This window comes from Paracoccus denitrificans (assembly GCF_900100045.1).
GTDB classification, from domain to species: Bacteria; Pseudomonadota; Alphaproteobacteria; order Rhodobacterales; family Rhodobacteraceae; genus Paracoccus; species Paracoccus denitrificans.
This window is the reverse complement of sequence record NZ_FNEA01000031.1, coordinates 23347-42431: the sequence shown is the minus strand read 5'-3', so window position 1 is coordinate 42431 and position 19085 is coordinate 23347. Positions and strand designations below refer to the sequence as shown.

Annotated in this window: 21 protein-coding genes; 8 read left to right on the top strand and 13 right to left on the bottom strand. The window is 66.7% G+C overall.

Going from position 1 to position 19085, the window contains the following annotated elements:
• Positions 1-3 precede the first annotated feature (3 nt).
• Together BLT64_RS21145 and BLT64_RS21140 are read left to right on the top strand one after the other, a co-directional pair.
• Positions 4-792: an enoyl-ACP reductase FabI gene (locus BLT64_RS21145; RefSeq protein ID WP_011747946.1), complete on the top strand. Its 789-nt coding sequence runs from the start codon at positions 4-6 to the stop codon at positions 790-792.
• Positions 792-1619 carry an alpha/beta fold hydrolase gene (locus BLT64_RS21140; protein WP_011747947.1) on the top strand — a complete coding sequence of 276 codons (828 nt, stop codon included), beginning with the start codon at positions 792-794 and terminating at the stop codon, positions 1617-1619. Before BLT64_RS21145 ends, BLT64_RS21140 begins: the two co-directional genes overlap by 1 nt.
• A 353-nt stretch (positions 1620-1972) precedes the next feature.
• Here the strand turns inward: BLT64_RS21140 and BLT64_RS21135 are convergent, their stop codons facing one another.
• Positions 1973-3247: a lytic murein transglycosylase gene (locus tag BLT64_RS21135; RefSeq protein ID WP_011747948.1), complete on the bottom strand. Its 1275-nt coding sequence runs from the start codon at positions 3245-3247 to the stop codon at positions 1973-1975.
• Positions 3248-3401: 154 nt separating this feature from the next.
• A complete protein-coding gene (epmA, locus tag BLT64_RS21130; RefSeq protein WP_011747949.1) occupies positions 3402-4448 on the bottom strand; it encodes an EF-P lysine aminoacylase EpmA in 1047 nt (348 codons plus the stop codon).
• A gap of 135 nt (positions 4449-4583) precedes the next feature.
• Here epmA and efp point away from each other — a divergent pair, with 135 nt between their 5' ends.
• Positions 4584-5150, top strand: a complete 567-nt coding sequence (gene efp / locus BLT64_RS21125) for an elongation factor P (RefSeq protein WP_041529873.1) — start codon at positions 4584-4586, stop codon at positions 5148-5150.
• 88 nt (positions 5151-5238) lie between these two features.
• Here efp and BLT64_RS26995 read toward each other — a convergent pair whose 3' ends face one another.
• Both BLT64_RS26995 and argC read right to left on the bottom strand, forming a co-directional pair.
• Complete coding sequence (locus tag BLT64_RS26995; RefSeq protein WP_086000144.1) at positions 5239-5406, bottom strand: hypothetical protein; 168 nt, start codon at positions 5404-5406, stop codon at positions 5239-5241.
• 125 nt (positions 5407-5531) lie between these two features.
• Complete coding sequence (argC, locus tag BLT64_RS21120; RefSeq protein WP_011747951.1) at positions 5532-6560, bottom strand: N-acetyl-gamma-glutamyl-phosphate reductase; 1029 nt, start codon at positions 6558-6560, stop codon at positions 5532-5534.
• A 463-nt stretch (positions 6561-7023) separates the two neighbouring features.
• On the opposite strand from argC, the gene panB reads away from it, so the two are divergent.
• Both panB and panC read left to right on the top strand, forming a co-directional pair.
• The gene (gene panB, locus BLT64_RS21115; protein WP_011747952.1) at positions 7024-7854 is read left to right on the top strand and encodes a 3-methyl-2-oxobutanoate hydroxymethyltransferase; all 831 of its coding nucleotides are present in this window, start codon (positions 7024-7026) and stop codon (positions 7852-7854) included.
• Positions 7851-8699 carry a pantoate--beta-alanine ligase gene (panC, locus tag BLT64_RS21110; RefSeq protein WP_011747953.1) on the top strand — a complete coding sequence of 283 codons (849 nt, stop codon included), beginning with the start codon at positions 7851-7853 and terminating at the stop codon, positions 8697-8699. Before panB ends, panC begins: the two co-directional genes overlap by 4 nt.
• 45 nt (positions 8700-8744) lie before the next feature.
• On the opposite strand, the gene BLT64_RS21105 is transcribed toward panC, so the two are convergent.
• From BLT64_RS21105 to BLT64_RS21095, 3 genes are read right to left on the bottom strand one after another with little or no spacing between them, the layout of a single operon-like run.
• Positions 8745-10124, bottom strand: a complete 1380-nt coding sequence (locus BLT64_RS21105; protein WP_011747954.1) for a sensor histidine kinase — start codon at positions 10122-10124, stop codon at positions 8745-8747.
• The gene (locus BLT64_RS21100; protein WP_011747955.1) at positions 10121-10804 is read right to left on the bottom strand and encodes a response regulator transcription factor; all 684 of its coding nucleotides are present in this window, start codon (positions 10802-10804) and stop codon (positions 10121-10123) included. Before BLT64_RS21100 ends, BLT64_RS21105 begins: the two co-directional genes overlap by 4 nt.
• Positions 10804-11118, bottom strand: coding sequence for a PepSY domain-containing protein (locus BLT64_RS21095; protein ID WP_011747956.1), 315 nt, complete (start codon positions 11116-11118; stop codon positions 10804-10806). The genes BLT64_RS21100 and BLT64_RS21095 overlap by 1 nt, the downstream gene beginning before the upstream one ends.
• Before the next feature lie 244 nt (positions 11119-11362).
• On the opposite strand from BLT64_RS21095, the gene BLT64_RS21090 reads away from it, so the two are divergent.
• Positions 11363-12079 carry a calcium-binding protein gene (locus tag BLT64_RS21090; RefSeq protein WP_128492938.1) on the top strand — a complete coding sequence of 239 codons (717 nt, stop codon included), beginning with the start codon at positions 11363-11365 and terminating at the stop codon, positions 12077-12079.
• Between the two features lie 130 nt (positions 12080-12209).
• Here BLT64_RS21090 and BLT64_RS21085 read toward each other — a convergent pair whose 3' ends face one another.
• Positions 12210-12566 carry a Rieske (2Fe-2S) protein gene (locus tag BLT64_RS21085; RefSeq protein WP_011747958.1) on the bottom strand — a complete coding sequence of 119 codons (357 nt, stop codon included), beginning with the start codon at positions 12564-12566 and terminating at the stop codon, positions 12210-12212.
• A 3-nt stretch (positions 12567-12569) separates the two neighbouring features.
• Positions 12570-13682 carry a 4-hydroxyphenylpyruvate dioxygenase gene (gene hppD, locus BLT64_RS21080; protein WP_011747959.1) on the bottom strand — a complete coding sequence of 371 codons (1113 nt, stop codon included), beginning with the start codon at positions 13680-13682 and terminating at the stop codon, positions 12570-12572.
• A gap of 136 nt (positions 13683-13818) precedes the next feature.
• Between hppD and BLT64_RS21075 the strand changes: the two genes are divergently transcribed.
• Both BLT64_RS21075 and BLT64_RS21070 read left to right on the top strand, forming a co-directional pair.
• Positions 13819-14274: an Lrp/AsnC family transcriptional regulator gene (locus BLT64_RS21075; RefSeq protein ID WP_230999015.1), complete on the top strand. Its 456-nt coding sequence runs from the start codon at positions 13819-13821 to the stop codon at positions 14272-14274.
• A gap of 81 nt (positions 14275-14355) precedes the next feature.
• Positions 14356-15396 carry a lysine-2,3-aminomutase-like protein gene (locus tag BLT64_RS21070; protein ID WP_041529874.1) on the top strand — a complete coding sequence of 347 codons (1041 nt, stop codon included), beginning with the start codon at positions 14356-14358 and terminating at the stop codon, positions 15394-15396.
• A gap of 85 nt (positions 15397-15481) precedes the next feature.
• Here the strand turns inward: BLT64_RS21070 and BLT64_RS21065 are convergent, their stop codons facing one another.
• Genes BLT64_RS21065 through BLT64_RS21050 form a run of 4 tightly spaced genes read right to left on the bottom strand, consistent with a single transcriptional unit; the run spans position 15482 to position 19079 of the window.
• Complete coding sequence (locus tag BLT64_RS21065) at positions 15482-16333, bottom strand: ATP-binding cassette domain-containing protein (protein WP_011747962.1); 852 nt, start codon at positions 16331-16333, stop codon at positions 15482-15484.
• Positions 16330-17169: an ABC transporter ATP-binding protein gene (locus BLT64_RS21060; RefSeq protein ID WP_011747963.1), complete on the bottom strand. Its 840-nt coding sequence runs from the start codon at positions 17167-17169 to the stop codon at positions 16330-16332. Before BLT64_RS21060 ends, BLT64_RS21065 begins: the two co-directional genes overlap by 4 nt.
• Positions 17170-17172: 3 nt before the next feature.
• Positions 17173-18075, bottom strand: coding sequence for an ABC transporter permease subunit (locus BLT64_RS21055; RefSeq protein ID WP_011747964.1), 903 nt, complete (start codon positions 18073-18075; stop codon positions 17173-17175).
• The gene (locus BLT64_RS21050) at positions 18072-19079 is read right to left on the bottom strand and encodes an ABC transporter permease subunit (RefSeq protein ID WP_011747965.1); all 1008 of its coding nucleotides are present in this window, start codon (positions 19077-19079) and stop codon (positions 18072-18074) included. Before BLT64_RS21050 ends, BLT64_RS21055 begins: the two co-directional genes overlap by 4 nt.
• Positions 19080-19085 lie beyond the last annotated feature (6 nt).

The window sequence follows — 19085 nt, the reverse complement described above, 5'->3', positions numbered from 1 at the left end:
GCCATGGGCGAATTGATGAAAGGCAAGCGCGGCCTTGTGATGGGGGTCGCGAATGACCGCTCGATCGCTTGGGGAATTGCCCGGGCGCTGTCCGAGCAGGGCGCAGAGCTGGCCTTTTCCTATCAGGGCGAGGCTTTCGGCAAGCGGGTCGAGCCGCTGGCGCAATCCCTGGGCTCGGATTTCCTGATGGATGTCGATGTGCTCGACGACGAATCGCTCGACCGCGCCTTTGCCGACATCGAGGCGCGCTGGGGCGGGCTGGATTTCCTGGTCCATGCCGTCGCCTATTCCGACAAGAACGAACTGACCGGGCGATTTGTCGACACGACCCGCGACAACTTTAAGAATTCCTTGACGATTTCCTGCTATTCGCTGATCGACCTGGCCCGGCGGGCGCAGCCCCTGATGACGAATGGCGGCTCGATCATCACGCTGACCTATGCCGGCTCGAACCGGGTCACACCGTTCTACAACGTCATGGGGGTGGCGAAGGCCGCATTGGAATCATCCGTCCGCTATCTGGCCAACGACCTAGGCCCCGAGGGAATTCGCGTCAATGCGATCAGCCCCGGCCCGATGAAGACCCTTGCCGGCGCGGCCATCGGCGGCGCGCGCAAGACCTATCGCCATACCGAGGCGAACGCGCCCTTGCGCGCCAATGCCACGCTGGAGGCGATCGGCGGCACGGCGGTCTGGCTCTGCTCGGATTGGGGCGCCTGCACCACCGGCGAGATCGTGCTGGTCGATGGCGGCTATCATGTGCTGGGCATGCCGCAATCGGACAATCTCTGATGGCCGTCCAGTTCTTCCAGGCCGAGGACGGCGCCCGGCTGGCCTATCGCGACGAGGGCGAGGGCCTACCCGTCCTGGCCCTGCCGGGGCTGACCCGGACGGGACGGGATTTCGACTATCTGGCGCCGCATCTGCCGGGTGTGCGCCTGATCCGGCCGGACTATCGCGGTCGCGGCGATTCGGACTGGACCGGCTCGGACAGCTATACGGTCCCGCAAGAGGCCCGCGACGTTCTGGTGCTGCTGGATCACCTGGGCGTGGCTCAGGCAGCCGTGCTGGGCACCTCGCGCGGGGGGATCATCGGCATGCTTCTGGCAGCGACGGCGCGCGAACGGCTTCTGGGCCTGTGCCTGAACGATGTCGGTCCCGTGCTGCAACGCAGCGGGCTGGAACGGATCTTCGACTATGTGGGCCGGAACCCGGCCGCGAAAAACCTTGAGGATCTGGCGCAGCGCCTGCCCGCCGCCATGCCTGGTTTCGCCAATGTCCCGGCAAGCCGATGGCTGGAGGAGGCCGCGCGTCACTATGTCGAGACGCCCTCGGGCCTGAGCGTCAACTATGATCCCGCGCTGCGCGAGGCGTTCCTGGCGGCCTTCGACGGTCCCGAGGTCGACCTGTGGCCGTTGTTCGACGCCACGCAGGGATTGCCGCTGGCGCTGATCCGGGGCGCAAACTCGGACCTGCTGTCGCATGAGACCGCGACGGAAATGCAGCGCCGTCGCCCAGACATGATCTTGGCCGAGGCTCGGGACCGCGCGCATGTCCCCTTCCTCGATGAACCGGAATCCCTGGCCGCGATCCATGCCTGGCTTGCAGCGATGCGGTGAAACCACACCGGCCCCGGTCGCATATCTGACGCGGAAGCACCTGAAGAGACGCCCTTGATCCCCGAAGAAGGCGGCAGTCGGTGCCTTGCGATGGTGCGCTGCCGCCACTTCTCAGCCGCAACGATGCACTACCCCGGCCGAAAGCCTCTTCCCGCCCAGGTGATCCGTCCCAATCGGGAAACGTCGCCGTTTTCCGCGCAGCACGCGAGGCGACGGCCCTTGCCGAAGATGAACGTCGAATCCGGCAAGAGCCTTGTTCACCCCCTGCCGGACCTCATGCGGTGCCGATGCCGGGAAGCGGCATCGCCGAACGAGACGTCGTTCGCACGATCCGCGCCCCGCGCAAGGCTCCGTCAGCCGCGGCGCAACTGCTCGAGCAGCGCGGCCGAGGGTTCGCCGGTGACGGGCAGTCCGCGCGACATCTGATAGGCCCTGATGGCGCTGATCGTATTCGAGCCGACATTGCCATCGACGCCCTGCGTGTCGAAGCCGCGTGCGGTCAGCAGGCGCTGCATTTCCTTGCGCTGCTCGATGCGCAGGCCGGGATGATCGGCCGGCCAGGGATTGGCAAGCCCCGGATACCCCTTCAGCCGGTCTGCCAGGTGCGAGACCGCCAGCGCATAGCTATCGGCATTGTTATAGCGCAGGATGGCGTGGAAATTGCGGGTGATCAGGAAGGCCGCGCCCGAGGCACCGCCGGGAATGATCAGCTCGGTCGAGGCGCCGGCGGGCGGCAAGGGTCGCTGGTTGGCCTGGCGCACGCCCAGGGACTGCCATTCCGCGACGCTGCGCCGCTTGCCCTTGCCGGCCAGCCCGGTGTTGAAGCCGGGCGGAAGCGTGACCTCGACCGCAGCCGGCAGCCCGCGCTGCCAGCCCGATTTCGCCAGGTAGTTCGCCGCCGAGGCCAGTGCGTCGGAGGGATCGTTCGACCAGATATCGCGCCGCCCGTCGCCGGTGAAATCGACCGCGAAGCTGAGATAGGTGGTCGGAATGAACTGGGTGTGCCCCATGGCGCCGGCCCAGCTGCCGGTCATGTGCGCAGGGTCGATGTCGCCGGCTTGCAGGATGCGCAGCGCCCCCATCAACTGGCTGCGGAAGAACTCGCCGCGATAACCCTCATAGCTGAGCGTGGCCAGGCTTTCGATCAGCGGCAGGTCGCCGCGCCGCTCGCCATAGGTCGATTCCATGCCCCAGACCGCGGCGACGACTTCCTTGTCGACGCCATAGGTCGCCTCGATGCGGCTCAGCACGCCGCCATATTGCGCCAGCGCCGCTCGACCATCGGCCTGGCGCTTCTCGGAAACCGCGTTCTCCAGGTATTCCCAGACGGATTTCTTGAACTCGGCCTGGCTTTGCGAGCGGCGGATGACCTCGGGGTTGTAGGTCACGTCGCGAAAGGCGAAATCCAGCGTGCTGTCGCTGATGCCCTGGCTGCGGGCATTGGCCTTGAAGCCCTGAACCCAGCTGTTCAGCCCGGCCACCTTGGCCGGAGGCGGATTCTGGTATCGGCCCCACTTGATTTCCTGGCTTTGCTGGGGAACGCCCGTGCCGGGATAATTTCCGGCACAGCCGCCAAGCAACAGGGCCATGGCCGTAAGCGTCGCTGAAACTCGCAATGAAAGCCGCATGACTGTCCCCTCGGTCGGCGTTTTGGCCCAGCCTAGCGTCCCGCGCCCCGGGCCGAAAGCGGGAATCTCGGCGCCGGCAGAAGGCTGCTGTCCAAAGGGCGCCCCTACTGGTCGAAACGAGATCATCTTTAGCCGGCATCCATTTGATTTGGCGTCAATCAATCAAGGGGGTCCAGATCACCTCGTCGATGCGCGGAGCGCCGGTGGCCAGCATCACCAGCCGGTCGAACCCCAGCGCACAGCCCGAGGCCGCCGGCATGAAGGCCAGGGCCGCCAGGAAATCCTCGTCCAGCGGGTAGCACTCGCCATAGATTCGGGCCTTCTCCTCCATCTCCAGCTCGAAGCGGCGGCGCTGCTCGACCGGGTCGGTCAGTTCGCCGAAGCCGTTGGCCAGTTCGACGCCGCAGGCGTACAGCTCGAACCGCTCGGCCTCGCGCGGGTCGTCCCCGGCACGGCGGGCCAGCGCCGCCTCGGCCGCCGGATAGCGGTCAAGGATCAAGGGCCGGCCATGGCCCAGGTGCGGCTCGACCCTTTCCACCAGCGCGCGCGACAGGATGTCGGACCAGCCGTCATCCGGGGCCGTGCGGATCCCCTGCCGTTCGGCCTGCGCGCGCAGGGCCCGCGTATCAGTTTCGGTCCCGTCGCAAGTCGAAAGCAGGTCGATGCCGGCATGTTCGCGGAACGCCTCGGCGACGCTCATCACCTCGGGCGCGGCATAGGGATCGCATTCGGCGCCGCGAAAGCGCAGCAATTCGGCGCCCGCCACCTCGGCCGCATGCCTAAGGTATTGCGCGCAATCATCGAAAAGAACGCGATAATCCTCGCCGGCGCGATACCATTCCAGCATGGTGAATTCGGGACTGTGCAGCGCGCCGCGCTCGCGATTGCGCCAGACATGGCTGAAGGCGAAGATGCGTTCCTCCCCCGCCGCCAGCAACTTCTTCATGGCGAATTCCGGGCTGGTGTGCAGATACATCGGCTGGGCCAGCCCGTCATTGCCGATCCGATGCGTGGCGAAGGCATGCAGATGCGCCTCGTTTCCCGGGCTGACGGCCAGCGCCAGCGGATCTGCCTCGATGAAGCCCTGCGTGCCCAGCCAGTCGCGGATCGCGGCCTGGATGCGGTTTCGCGCCAAAAGCAGCGGCCGGCGCCCCGCGTGCCGGTCGCGATCCCACCAGGGGCTTTCATCGGCGGATTTCATGCGCGGACCTCCTGCATCTGGGTCGTTTTCCGCTTGCGGCTGGCGCAAAGCTGCGAAAAACGCTATGGGATATCATCTTTGCCGGACTTCGTATCCGGCCCCCCGGAATTTGAAAAGCAGGCAAGGGAAACCGCCTTGAAAGTCATCGCCTCCAGCCTTCGCAAAGGCAATGTCGTCGAGATCGACGGCAAGCTCCATGTCGTCCTGACCGCGACCAACTTCCACCCCGGCAAGGGCACGCCGACGACGCAGGTCGACCTGCGCCGCATCTCGGACGGCAACAAGGTCTCGGAACGCTGGAAGACCACCGAACAGGTCGAGCGCGCCCATGTGGATGAACGCGCCTATAATTTCCTTTACGAGGACGGCGAAGGCTTCCACTTCATGGAGCCGGAAAGCTATGAGCAGGTCGTGGTCTCGCCCGACGTGGTCGGCGACGACAAGGTGTTCCTGGAGGACGGCATCAGCGTCTTCCTGCAAGTCCACAACGGCGTCGTCATCGCGCTCGAGCTGCCGCAGAAGGTCACCGTCGAGGTGGTCGAGACCGAGCCGGTGGTCAAGGGCCAGACCGCCTCGTCCAGCTACAAGCCGGCGATGGCGCATAACGGCGTGCGCATCATGGTGCCGCCGCATATCGGCGTGGGCACCAAGGTGATCATCAACACCGCCGACCTGACCTATGTCGAGCGCGCCAAGAGCTGACCTCTGAGACTTTCGGGGGCGGGGCGTCCTGGCGCCCCGCCCCCTTGCATTTCGCCGCATCATCCGCAGGCTCGCGGGATCATGCGGATCAATCCGCGGTCGCGGCGCCGATGGTTCCGCCCACGACCGCACCGGCCGGGCCGGCGACGACCGCCCCGCCCAGACCGCCGGTCGCGGCACGTTCGGTGGGATTGTCGCCGCAGCCGGCAAGCGCAAGCACCATCGCGGAAACGGCAGTCGCAATCAGGCTACGCATCTTGTGTTTCCTCCTTTGAGGCGGCAGGCCGTGCCATCCATATGGAACAAGACGCGCGGCCCCGCCCCGCGGTTCCGCGCGCCGCCATCGAGGAGCAGGGCCGAAATGCCGGCTTTCGGCACCCTTCAGGGAAAGATCGGCGCCAGCATCAGCCCTTCGGTTTCCGGCAGGCCCAGCATCAGGTTGGCATTCTGCACCGCCTGCCCCGAGGAACCCTTGCACAGGTTGTCCAGCGTCGAGACGACCAGCGCGCGCCCCGAGATCCGGTCGCCCGTCACGCCGATATGGCAGAAGTTCGAGCCCTGCACATGCGCCATCGCCGGCAGTTGCCCATAGGGCAGCACCACGATGAAAGGCTCGTCGGCATAGGCCGCCGCCAACGCGGCATGAACCGCCTGCGGTTCGCCCTTGAGATAGCAGGACGCCAGGATGCCGCGGTTCACCGGTACCAGATGCGGGGTGAACTGGATGCGCACCTCGCGCCCGGCCAGCACCGAGAATTCCTGGTCGAACTCGCCCAGGTGGCGATGCTTGCCGCCTTGGGAATAGCCCGCCACATCCTCGGAGCGTTCGGCGAAGAGCATGTTTTCCTTGAGCGAGCGCCCTGCCCCGGACACGCCGTTCTTGAGGTCGCAGATGATGTCGTCAAGGTCGATCAGCCCCGAGCCGATCAGCGGCCGCAGCGCGAATTGCACGGTGGCCGCGTTGCAGCCGGTGCCGGCGACCAGCCGCGCCCCGCGGATCTGGTCGCGATAGAATTCCGTCAACCCATAGACCGCTTCCGGCTGGACCTCGGGCGCGGCATGGTCCAGCCCATACCATTTCTTGTAATCCGCCGGATCGCGCAGCCGGAAATCGGCGCCCAGGTCGACGATCTTCACATTACGCGGCAATTGCCCGACCAGGGGCTGGCTAAGCCCGTGCGGCAGGGCACAGAACACCAGGTCGATGGCGGAGAAATCGATCTCTTCCATCCTGACCAGCGCCGGCAGCTTCAGGTGTCGCAGATGCGGGAAAACCTCGTCATAGCCCTGTCCCGCCTTGCGGTCGGCGGAAAGCGCGGCAATCTCGATCCGGGGATGGGTGGCCAGGATGCGGACAAGTTCCGCCCCCGTGTAACCCGAGGCCCCAAGGATGGCAGCTTTCAGCGTCATGTCTCGATCCCGAGGAAACGGCCGCGCGGACGCGGCGCTGGTTGGAGCGGCCCCGAAAGGGACCGGAACCGGCACTAGGCCCCGGTCCCTGTCATGTCAAGCAAAGGGGCATCGACGGGTCAGGCGCGAGCGCCGCGAAATCCTGCGATCGTTCGATATATGCCATGCAAAATCCTGTAAAAGAAAGGATTCGATGCGCCCTTTCTTGCAATATCCTTCGTCGCTCCGGCCCGGTTCTTCCGTCTGCACCGGATATTCCGCGTCCTGCGCCGACACCTGCTGCGTATCCTGCCAGGCTATTGAATTATCTTGGAAAATCTTCTTCCTGCGCAGCGGTCGCCATCGTCAGGCTTCTTTTCATGCGCAAGAATGCTGCATCTGCATCATTTTATTGCGAGACATGGCGGCGCGAATCCAATATTCGGGCAGCGGCCGCCAGGCCCCTGGAAAAACGGAGGAGTTGATGAGCGCGACCCCTGATCGCAAGGGCCAGCTTGGCCCCGGTGACATCCGTGCCCGCAAGGGCGGCGAACCCGTGGTTTGCCTGACCGCCTATACCACGCCCATGGCCCGGCTGGTCGATGCGCATTGCGACATCGCTCTGGTCGGCGACAGCCTGGGCATGGTGCTGCATGGCCTGCCCTCGACCATCGGCGTCAGCATGGAGATGATGATCCTGCACGGCAAGGCGGTGGCGCGGGGCTGCTCGCGCGCCTGCATCGTGGTGGACATGCCCTTCGGCAGCTATGAAGAGGGGCCGGAGCAGGCGTTCCGCAACGCCGCGCGGCTGATGGCCGAGACCGGCTGCCAGGCGGTCAAGCTGGAGGGCGGGCGCCACATGGCCGAGACGGTGGCCTTCCTGGTCGCACGCGGCATTCCGGTGATGGGCCATGTCGGGCTGACGCCGCAATCGGTCAATACGCTGGGCGGCTACAAGGTGCAGGGCCGCGGCCATCACGAGGCCGACCGCATCGCCGCCGATGCCGCGGCGCTGGCGGATGCCGGCGCCTTTGCCGTGGTGCTGGAAAAGCTGCCCGAGGCGCTGGGGCGGCGCATCACGCAAGAGATCGCCGTGCCGACCATCGGCATCGGCGCCGGCCTCGATTGCGACGGGCAGGTGCTGGTGGTCGACGACATGCTGGGGCTGTTCTCGGATTTCCGGCCGAAATTCGTCAAGCGCTATGCCGAGCTGGGCCAGGATGCCGATGCCGCCATCGCCGCTTATGCCGCCGAGGTCCGCGCCCGCCGCTTTCCCGGTCCCGAGCATGTCTTCGGCGAGGGCAAGCCCGCATGAACGCCCCGATCGTCCGGCCGCTGGCCGAGCTGCGCTCGATGGTTCGCGGCTGGAAATCGCGTGGCGAAACCATCGGCGTGGTGCCGACCATGGGCGCGCTGCACGAAGGGCACCTGAGCCTTGTGCGCGCGGCGCGTGCCAGCTGCGACCGGGTGATCGTGACCCTGTTCGTCAATCCGCGCCAGTTCAACAATACCGAGGATTACGCGAAATATCCGCGCACCGAGCATACGGATGCGGCGTTGCTTGCCCCGCTGGGCGTCGATGCGCTGTTCGTGCCCGACGGCGATGAGGTCTATCCGCCGGACCACGCCACGGTGATCTCGGTCTCGGGCGTGACCGCGCCGCTGGAAGGGGCGCATCGTCCGGGCCATTTCGACGGCGTGGCCACGGTGGTGACGCTGCTGTTCAACATGACCGGGGCCGACCGGGCGTTTTTCGGGGAAAAGGACTGGCAGCAGCTGCAACTGGTGCGGCGGCTGGTTCAGGATCTGAAGCTGCCGGTCGAGATCGTGCCCTGCCCCTGCGTGCGGGCCGAGGATGGGCTGGCGCTGTCCTCGCGCAACCAGCGGCTGACGGCCGAGGGGCGCACCCGCGCCGCCGCCCTGCCCCGGACGCTGTTCGAGGCAGCGCGCCGGATCGAGGCGGGTGCGCCGACGGCCGAAGCACTGGCCGCGGCACAGGAAGGGCTTGAGGCGGCAGGCATCGGGCCGGTCGAATACCTGGAACTGCGCGACGGAGAAACCCTGGGCGAGCCGCAGCTTGGCCGACCGGCGCGGCTGCTGGTGGCGGCCTGGCTGGACGGGGTGCGGCTGATCGACAACGTGGCCGTTACACTGCGCTGACAGATTCCAAGCCGGCGGGCATTACCGCCCGGCTGCACGGCTGTGTCAGGAGTATTTGGGGAACGAAGAAGCCGCCTCGGGCGGTGCCGCGTCGAGATGCAGCTCGGCCAGAAAGCCGGGATGGGCGTTTGCAAGTCGCAATTCGCCCTGCGCCGCATCGACGATGTCGGCGACCACGGCCAGGCCGATGCCCTGCCCTTCGCCGCTGGGGTCGAGGCTCAGGCCGCGCCGGGTCAGCCGTTCCAGGTCCGCCTCGGGCACGCCGGGGCCGTCGTCCTGGACGGAGATGACGACGCGGTTGCCTTCGGGGCGGCCCGCGACCTGGACGGCTTCACGGGCATGGCGCATGGCGTTTTCCAGCAGCGCGCCAAGCGCCTCGGTCAGGTCGTCGGGGTCGATGCGGGCGCAAAGCCCGGACGGAGCCGAAAGCCGCCAGTCGATCCCGGCGCCCAGCGGCGTGCGGCGCAGCACGCCGACCAGCTTGGCCGCGATCCAGCCGGGCTCGCTTCCCCCCGGCGCATTCCGCCCCGACTGGATGCGGGCGCGGGCCAGTTCGCGATCGACATGGCGGCGCATCTGATTGACGACGGTTTCGATGCTGCGGGCGATCTCGGCCTCGCCATTGCCGCGCAGCCGCGCCGCATCGCCCAGCAGCGCCTGCAGCGGCGTCTTGAACCCATGCGCCAGGTTGGCGGCGCGGTGGCGGGCGCGGTCCAGTTCCCGGTCGCGGGCGTCCAGCAGCTTGTCGATCTGGGTCGCCAGCGGGACGACCTCGGCCGGCAAGTCCTGGCCGATGCGCGGCCGCGCACCCGAGACCAGCGCCGCCACCCGCCCACCCACCTGCCCAAGCGGGCGCAGCCCGACGGTGATCTGCACCCAGCTGGCCAGCAGCAGCGCCGCGCCCAAGAGGCCCAGATAGGGCAGCAGGTCGCCCAGAAAACCGCGCCGGGCCAGCACCAGCTCATCCCGATCCGAGGCGACGACGATGCGCAGCGGCACCGCGTCCGGGCCGCGGCCGACCATCAGGCTTTGCTCGACCGCAAGCAGCGGCTCGCCCCGCGGGCCGGGCAGCGTCAGCACCGCGCTTTGGCCCGGCCTTGGCGCGGCCTGGTCGCCCGGCAGCGTATAATCCCAGAGCGAGCGCGAGCGGCGCAGCTCCTCGCCCAGCATGAGCTGCCAGTAATGGCCCGAGAAGGGTTGGTCGTAAAGCGGATCGTCGGGGGGTGCGCGCAGGCTGGCGCCGGCCGCGCCGCCGGGCTGCACCATGGCGGCCAGCGCCAGCGCGCGGTCCTGGAGGTCGGCGACGGCGACGCGCTCGACATGGCGCTCGAACAGCACAGCAAGGCCCATGCCCGACAGCGCCAGGGCCAGCGCGATGGCCAGCGCCCCCGCCAGCACCAGCCGCCAGCGGATCGAGCGGATCATGCCCGGCCCTGCGCCTGACCGGCCCCGTCCTCCAGATGATAGCCGAACCCGCGCCGGGTGCCGATGACGCCGGGCCCCAGCTTGCGGCGCAGCCGGGTGATGATGGCCTCGATGGCGTTCAACTCGCGCGACTCGTCGTCGCCGTAGAGATGCTCCAGCAATTCGGTCGGCGGCACGATGCGGTCGCGGTTCAGCGCCAGATAGGAGACCAGCCGAAGCTCCAGCGGCGTGACCGCGACGGGGATGCCGTCGATGGCGGCGGTCATGCGGTTCAGGTCCACCGTCAGCCGCCCGACCTGCTGGGTCGCATTGCCCCGCCCGCCGGCGCGGCGCACCAGGGCGCGGGCGCGGGCGATCAGTTCCTCCATGCGAAAGGGCTTGGGCAGGTAGTCGTCGGCGCCGGCATCGATGCCCTCGACCCGCTCGGTCCAGGCGCCGCGCGCGGTCAGGATCAGCACCGGGGTTTCGCAGCCCTCGGCCCGCCAGCGTTTCAGCACCGTCAGCCCGTCCAGCCGCGGCAGGTTCAGGTCCAGCACGATCAGGTCGTAATCCTCGGTGCCGCCGCGGAACCAGGCGGTCTCGCCATCGGCGACGGTCTCGACCAGAAAGCCCGCCGCCTTCAGCGCACGGTCCAGATCGGCGGCGATCCGGGGCTCATCCTCGACGATCAGGGCGCGCATCAGTCCTCGTCATCCTGGTCCAGGGCAAGGATACGTCCCGAGGCCGCGTCGATCTCGACCTCGATCAGGCGGCCGTCCGGGGTCACGAGTTCGATCTCATAGATCGTCATGCCGTCCTCCTCTTCAAGCTCGACCTCGCTTACCCGTCCGGGCTGCGTCTCGTGCAGCCGCGCCAGCACCTCGGCAAGCGGCAGGATCCTACCCTGCTCGACGGCATCGCGGGCATATTCGAAATCCGGCCCGGCGATATCCTGCCCGACCGTCGGGAACGGCGACAGCGAAAAGAACAGCGCGAATGCGGCAAGCGATCTCATGGGCCCGTCATAGCCGCAAGGAACTGACAGGCGACTGACAAAAGCCGGCGGCGAAGCTTGCAGCGGGCGCGACGTGCCGAAGCGGCAACAACCCCGGATCGGCGCCTTTCCGCCGGGCACGCGGTTCCTGACAAATCCCTGACAGGCCGGGTCAGAAGGCTGTCAGCCGGGCTGTGGCATGTCTCGCCCATCATCTTTGCGGCCGGGCGACCCGGACGCCGACACACAGGAAAGGACCACGGACATGGTGCGCAAGATCGGGACGAATTTCGGGGATGTGCTCAACGGCACGACGTTCAACGACTGGCTGTCGGGGCTGGGCGGCCATGACCAGCTGTCGGGCTTTGGCGGCAACGACAGGCTGCATGGCGGCGACGGCGATGACACGCTGAAAGGCGGCAATGGCAATGACGAGCTGGAGGGCGGCCGCGGCAACGACCGGCTATATGGCGGCAACGGCCGGGACGAGCTGGAAGGCGGTGCAGGCAACGACACCTTGTATGGCGGCGACGGCAATGACGAGCTGGAGGGCGGCGCCGGTGCCGACAGGCTTTACGCCGGAGCGGGCCGCGACGAGCTTGAAGGCGGCGCGGGCAACGACATCCTGTATGGCGGTGCCGGCAATGACGAACTGGATGGCGGTTCCGGCAACGACCGGCTGAATGGCGGCAACGGCCGGGATCGGCTGGAGGGCGGCCGCGGCAACGACATCCTGACCGGCGGCGCCGGCGCCGATGTCTTCGAATTCGAGCGCGGCGACGGCCGCGACACCATCACCGATTTCCAGAACGGCATGGACCGGCTTGATTTCGACGATTTCAGCCGGACGCAGGTGCAGGCAATCATCGAAAATGCCCGGCAGGTTGGTGACGATCTCGTGCTGCGGCTGTCCGCCGATACCACCATCACCATCGACGACATGCAGAAATCGCAACTCGACATGAGCGATTTCATCTTCTGAGCCGGCTCTCCGGCAGCCGGGATGATGCCGCCGCATCCCCCTGCGGCGGCATATATATTATGTATTACAGCTAACTGCCTTGAGTATTTGAAGCAAATTCAAGATCGCCTCACCCGCATACCCATGACCCTCAGGCTTGCCCGATCCTGACCTTGCCGCCGCTGATCGCCAGCGGCACGGCATCCAGTCCGCAATCGGCGCCCTGCACGGCCTCACCGCTGGCGATGTCGAACATCGCGCCATGGGCGGTGCACATCAGCCGCGTCCCATCGGCCGAGACGATCTGATCGCCGCGGTGATCCAGCGGCAGATACTGGTGCGGACAGGCATTCACATAGGCCCGGATGCCCTCCCCCAGCCGCACCAGCAGCAAGGGAAAGCGGCCATTGCGGCTTTCCACGGTCAGGCAGCGGATACGGTCCAGCTCGGCCTCGTCGCAGATCTCGGTCCCGGCGGGCGGGGCCGAGGCATAGTCGGTCCAGCCCATCGGTCACTCGGCCGCGTCGATCTTGAGCACGCCGCGGCGGACCTGGTCCTCTTCGATCGACTCGAACAGGGCGCGGAAATTGCCCTCGCCGAAGCCGTCGTCGCCCTTGCGCTGGATGAACTCGAAGAAGATCGGCCCGATCACGGTTTTCGAGAAGATCTGCAGCAGCACCCGCGTCATGCCGCCGCCCACGACGCCTTCGCCGTCGATCAGGATGCCGTGCTTCTTCATGCGCTCGATGGGCTCCTGGTGGCCCTTAACCCGGCGATGCGACATCTCGTAATAGGTATCGGGCGGGCCGGGCATGAACTCCATGCCGGCCGCGGCGATCTGGTCGGTGCCGGCATAGATGTCCTCGCTGGCGATGGCGATGTGCTGGATGCCCTCGCCCTTGTATTCGCGCAGGTATTCCTCGATCTGGCTGTGGTCGTCGGTCGATTCGTTGATCGGGATGCGGATCTTGCCGTCGGGCGAGGTCAGCGCCCGGCTGACCAGCCCGGTCTGCTTGCCCTTGATGTCGAAATACTTGATTTCGCGAAAGTTGAACGTGTCGTGGTAGAACTTGTACCAGGTATCCATGTTCCCGCGCACCACGTTATGCGTCAGGTGGTCGAGATAGTAGAAGCCGAAGCCCTCGGGGCGCGGGTCCGGCTCGCCCAGCCAGTCGTAATCGGCATCATAGGCGCTGCCCGCATCGCCGTAACGGTCGATGAAATACAGCAGAGAGCCGCCGATGCCCAGGACCGCCGGGGCGTCGATGGATTTGCCCGCACCCGTATATTCCTTGGCGCCCAGGTCCAGCGCACGCCTCAGGGCTGCCTGCGCATCGACCACGCGCCAGGCCATGGCCGGGGCGCAGGGACCGTGTTCGCGCACGAAAGCGGCGGCATGGCCCTCGGGATCGGCGTTCAGCAGATAGTTGATGTCGCCTTGCCGATACAGCGTGATGTCCTTGCGCTTGTGCCGGGCCACCGGGACAAAACCCATCTGGCGAAAGATGCGGTCCAGGATCTCGGGCTGCGGATGGGCGAATTCGACGAATTCGAACCCGTCGGTGCCTGCGGGATTGCTGGGGCTGATCGTGGCTTTCGGGGCGTCATGCGGGAACGGTCCCATGGCGTCTCCTCCTGTGTTCGCGTGTCTGGAACCATGATCGCGCGAATGCGATGCAATCCGGGCGCAAACTGTGCCATGATCGGGGCGCGCAGGCATGAAATGCGCATGAGGGGGCAGATCAATGCAAGAAACGCGCATGGATGGATTCGATATCGCCATTCTCAACGCACTCCAGCGCGACGGGGGAATGACCAATGCTGCGCTGGCCGAACTGGTGAACCTGTCGCCCTCGCAATGCTCGCGCCGGCGGGCTGCGCTGGAGGAAGCGGGCGTGATCGAGGGGTATGCCGCGCGCCTGAACCCGCAGAAGCTGGGCTTCGGGCTGCGCGCCATCATCCGCGTGAACCTGCGCAGCCATGGCCAGGGCAAGGAGGACGATTTCGCCCGCTTCGTCGCCGCGCATCCGCAGATCCGCTCGGCCTTTTCGGTTTCGGGCGATGCCGATTACATCCTCGACGTGCGGTTGCGCGATCTGGAGGCGTTTTCCGATTTCATCCATCGCCACCTGCTGCCGCAGCCGCAAGTCGCGCAGGTGCGTTCCGAAATCGTGCTGAAAACGCTCAAGGACGACCGCAGCCTGGTTCTGGCCTGAGCCATGGGGCAAGTCCCGCCCTTGCCAAGACCGGCCAAGGGGTCGATAAACCGCCCTTCCCGTCCACCCCGAGAGGCCGTCTTGTCCCAGCGCCCCATCACCACCGTCCCTGCCCTGGTCGAGGCCGGGCTGGCCGATCCCGCCCGTGCCGAGGTGCTGGACAAGGTGGCGGCCGAGTTCCGCATCCGCATCTCGCCCGCCATGCGCGAGGCCATGGGCGCACCCGGCGACGGCATCGCCGCGCAATTCGTGCCCGATGCGCGCGAGTTGCAGATCCGTCCCGAGGAACTGGCCGATCCGATCAGCGACGCGGCCTTCAGCCCCACGCCCGGCCTGACGCATCGCTATCCCGACCGGGTGATCCTGCATGTCACCAGGACATGCGAGGTCTATTGCCGCTTCTGCTTTCGCCGCGAGGTGGTGGGCGAGGAAGGCACCCTGCCCGAGCCCGATCTGGCTGCGGCGCTGGACTATGTCGCCCGCACCCCGGCGATCCACGAGGTGATCCTGACCGGCGGCGACCCGATGGTGCTGTCGCCGCGCCGCATCGCGGCGCTGATGGCCCGGCTGGAGGCGATCCCGCATGTCGACATCGTCCGCTTCCATACCCGCGTGCCGGTGGTGGCGCCCAGCCGCATCGATGCGGCGATGCTGGCGGCGCTGCATCCCCGGCGGCTGGCGGTCTGGGTGGTGATCCATACCAACCACGCGCAGGAGTTGACGGCCGGGGCGCGCGCCGCGCTGGCCCGGCTGGCCGATGCGGGCATTCCGCTCTTGTCCCAGACCGTGCTGCTGAAGGGTGTGAATGCCGATCCCGAGGTTCTGGCCGATCTGTTCCGGGCGCTGATCCGCAACCGGGTCAAGCCCTATTACCTGCATCATTGCGACCTGGCGCGCGGCACCGGCCATTTCCGCACCACCATCGCCGAGGGCCAGGCAATCATGGCGGGATTGCGCGGGCGGCTGTCGGGGACATGCCTGCCGACCTATGTGCTGGATCTGCCGGGCGGGCATGGCAAGGTGCCGCTGGGACCGGATCACGTCAAGGAAACCGGCCCCGGCCGCTATCTGATCCGCGACTGGCGCGGAAAGGATCACGAATATCGCGACCTGGAGGATTGAGAGCGGCGACAACGTGTCGCCGCCCTCAGGATCGGAAGCGCATCCCGGGTTGCCTGCCTACGCCCCCCGGGGTCGCCTTGTCCTGTCAGGCAGTCGCGGCGCGCAGCGCCTGGCGGCGTGCCACGCGCTCGCGGATCGCCTCGACATCCGTGACCGGGGTCGCGGCGAAAAGCTCGCGCGTATAGGGATGCTTGGGGTCGGCAAAGACCTCTTCCCGCGTGCCCTGCTCGACCGCCTCGCCCTTGTTCATCACCAGCACGTCGTCGGCGATATAGCGCACCACCGACAGGTCGTGGCTGATGAAGACATAAGCCAGGTTGAACTCTTCCTGCAGGTCGGCGAGCAGGTTCAGAACCTGCGCCTGTACCGACAGGTCCAGCGCCGAGACCGGCTCGTCCAGCACCAGCAGCGTCGGGTTCAGCATCAAGGCGCGGGCGATGGCGATGCGCTGCCGCTGCCCGCCCGAGAACATGTGCGGATAGCGGTTGAACACCTCGGGCGGCAGGCCGACCTTGACCAGCATCTCCTCGGCGCGGCGGCGGCGCTCGGCAGAGGGCGTGTCGGTGTTCAGAAGCAGCGGCTCCATCAGCACGTCGCCGATCTTCTGGCGCGGGTTCAGGCTGCCATAGGGGTTCTGGAACACCATCTGCACCTTGGAGCGCATCTCGCGCGTCAGCCGCGCCTTGGCGATATCGACCGGCTTGCCCTCGATCATGAGTTCGCCGCCCGAGGCCGGATCGATCAGCGCGATGATCCGCGCCAGCGTCGACTTGCCGGACCCGGATTCGCCGACGATGGCCAGCGTCTTGCCGCGATCCACCGAGAAGTTGATGCCCTTGACCGCGCGCACCGTCTTGGCGGCGCGGGTCAGCGAGCCGGGGACGTAATAGTCGCGGACCAGGTTGCGACCTTCGACGACATGGGTTTCGGTGCTCATGGCTGCACCTCCGGTTCAAGGAAGCTGCCGACGGTGGGCAGCCGGTCGCCGGTGGCGTTTTCCGGCAGCGCCGAAAGCAGCGCACGGGTATAGGGATGCGAAGGCCGCTCGAACAGCGTCAGCACGTCGGCCTCTTCCATCTTCTTGCCCTTGTATTGCACCTGCACGCGGTCGGCCGTCTCGGCCACCACGCCCATGTCGTGGGTGATCAGGATCAGCGCCATGCCGGTCTGTTCCTGCAGCTTCATCAGCAGGTCCAGGATCTGCTTCTGGATCGTCACGTCCAGCGCCGTCGTCGGCTCGTCCGCGATCAGCAGGCGCGGGTTGGTGGCGATGGCCATGGCGATCATCACCCGCTGGCACTGGCCGCCCGACATCTGGTGCGGATAGGATTTCAGCTTTTCCTCGGGGTCGGGGATGCCGACCTGGCGGTAAAGCTCCAGCGCCCTCGCCCGCGCGGCCCGTTTCGACAGGCCCGCGTTGAAGCGCAGCACCTCCTCGATCTGGTAGCCGGTGGTAAAGGACGGGTTCAGCGAGGCGATGGGCTCCTGGAAGATCATGGTGATCTCGCGCCCGATGATGCGGCGGCGCTGGCGCGGGGTCATGCGCAGAAGGTCCTGCCCGTCGAAGCTCATCTCGTCGGCGGTGACGGTGGCGGTGTCGGGCAGAAGCCCCATCGCCGCCAGCATCGAGACCGACTTGCCCGAGCCCGACTCGCCCACGATGGCCAGCACTTCGCCCTTGTCCACGGTTACGTCGATGCCGTCCACGGCGGTGAAGCTGCCGGTCGAGGTGGCGAAGCGGACGGTCATGTTGCGGATTGTCAGCAAGGCCATGGCTCAGCTCCGCTTCAGTTTCGGGTCGAGCGCGTCGCGCAGACCGTCGCCCATCAGGTTGATCGCCAGCACCGAGACCAGGATGGCAAGGCCCGGGAAGGTCACCACCCACCAGGCGCGCAGGATGAACTCGCGCGCCTCGGCAAGCATGGTGCCCCATTCCGAGGCCGGCGGCTGCGCGCCCATGCCAAGGAATCCCAGCGCGGCCGAGTCGAGCACGGCGCTGGAAAAGCTCAGCGTCGCCTGCACGATCAGCGGCGCAAGGCAGTTGGGCAGGATGGTCTTGAACATCAGCCGCAGGTTCGACGCGCCCGCCACCTTGGCGGCGGTAACGTATTCGCGCGCCTTCTCGCTCATCACCGCGGCGCGGGTCAGGCGGGCGAAATGCGGCTGGTAGACGATGGCGATGGCGATCATCGCATTGGTCAGGCCCGGCCCCAGGATGGCGACCAGCACCAGCGCCAGCAGCAGCGAGGGAAAGGCCAGCACCACATCCATGACGCGCATGATGACCGTATCCACCCAGCCGCCGAAGAAGCCGGCGACCAGGCCGATGATGATGCCGCCGGTCAGCGCGATGGCGACGACGACGATGCCGATGAACAGCGAATATTGCGCGCCGTAGATCAGCCGCGACAGCATGTCCCGGCCCACGGCATCGGTGCCCAGAAGGAAGCCCGCGCGGCCGCCATCCTGCCAGATCGGCGGCACCAGGAGCGCGTCGCGATATTGCTGGGTGGGATCATGCGGCGCGATCAGCGATGCAAAGATCGCAGTCAGCACCAGCAGGATGAAGACGACGAGGCCGATCACCGCGCCGCGGTTCTGGCTGAAGTAGAACCAGAACTCCCTGAGCATCCGGCGGCGGATGGCCGCGTCCGAAATCTTGACGGTGGTATCGGTCATTTGTGCCGGATCCTCGGGTTGATGAGACCATAGGTCAGATCGACGATCAGGTTCACGATCATCACGATGGCGGCGATCAGCAGCAGGCCCGACTGCACCACCGGATAGTCGCGGCGCGAGATCGAGTCGATCATCCACTTGCCGATGCCGGGCCAGGAAAAGATCGTCTCGGTCAGGATGGCGCCGGCCATCAGCACGCCGACCTGCAAGCCGATGGTGGTGATCACCGGGATCAGGGCGTTGCGCAGCGCATGCACGCCGATCACCCGACGGCGCGACAGGCCCTTGGCCCGGGCGGTGCGAACGTAATCCTCGCCCATCACCTCCAGCATGGCCGAGCGGGTCTGGCGCGCGATCACCGCAAGCGGGATGGTCGCCAGCACGATCGAGGGCAGGATCAGGTGGCTGACCGCCGAGGCGAAGGCGCCCTTCTGCCCCGAGATCAGGCTGTCGATCAGCATGAATCCCGTCACCTGCGGAAAGAAATACATCAGCGAGATGCGGCCCGAAACCGGCGTCCAGCCCAGCACGCCCGAAAACAGGATGATGAGCAGAAGCCCCCACCAGAAGATCGGCATCGAGAACCCGACCAGCGCCGCGGTCATGGAAAACTGGTCGAACCAGGAACCGCGCTTGATCGCCGCGATCACGCCCACGGGCACGCCGATCACCGTGGCGATGACGATGGCCACCAGCGCCAGTTCGACCGTGGCCGGGAACAGCGCCAGGAACTCGGTCAGCACCGGCTTCTTGGTCACCAGCGAATTGCCCAGGTCGCCCTGCAGCAAGTTGCCGAGATAGTGGAGGTATTGCTGCCAGACCGGCTTGTCATAGCCGAGCTGCGCCGCAATCTGGGCATAGCGCTCGGGCGAGACGCCGCGCTCGCCGGCCATCAGCAGCACGGGATCGCCGGGCAGCAGCCGGATGAAGCCGAAGGCCACCAGCGTGATCCCGATCATCGTCGGAACCAGGTAAAGCAGTTTCTTGAGGATGAATCTGAGCATCGAACC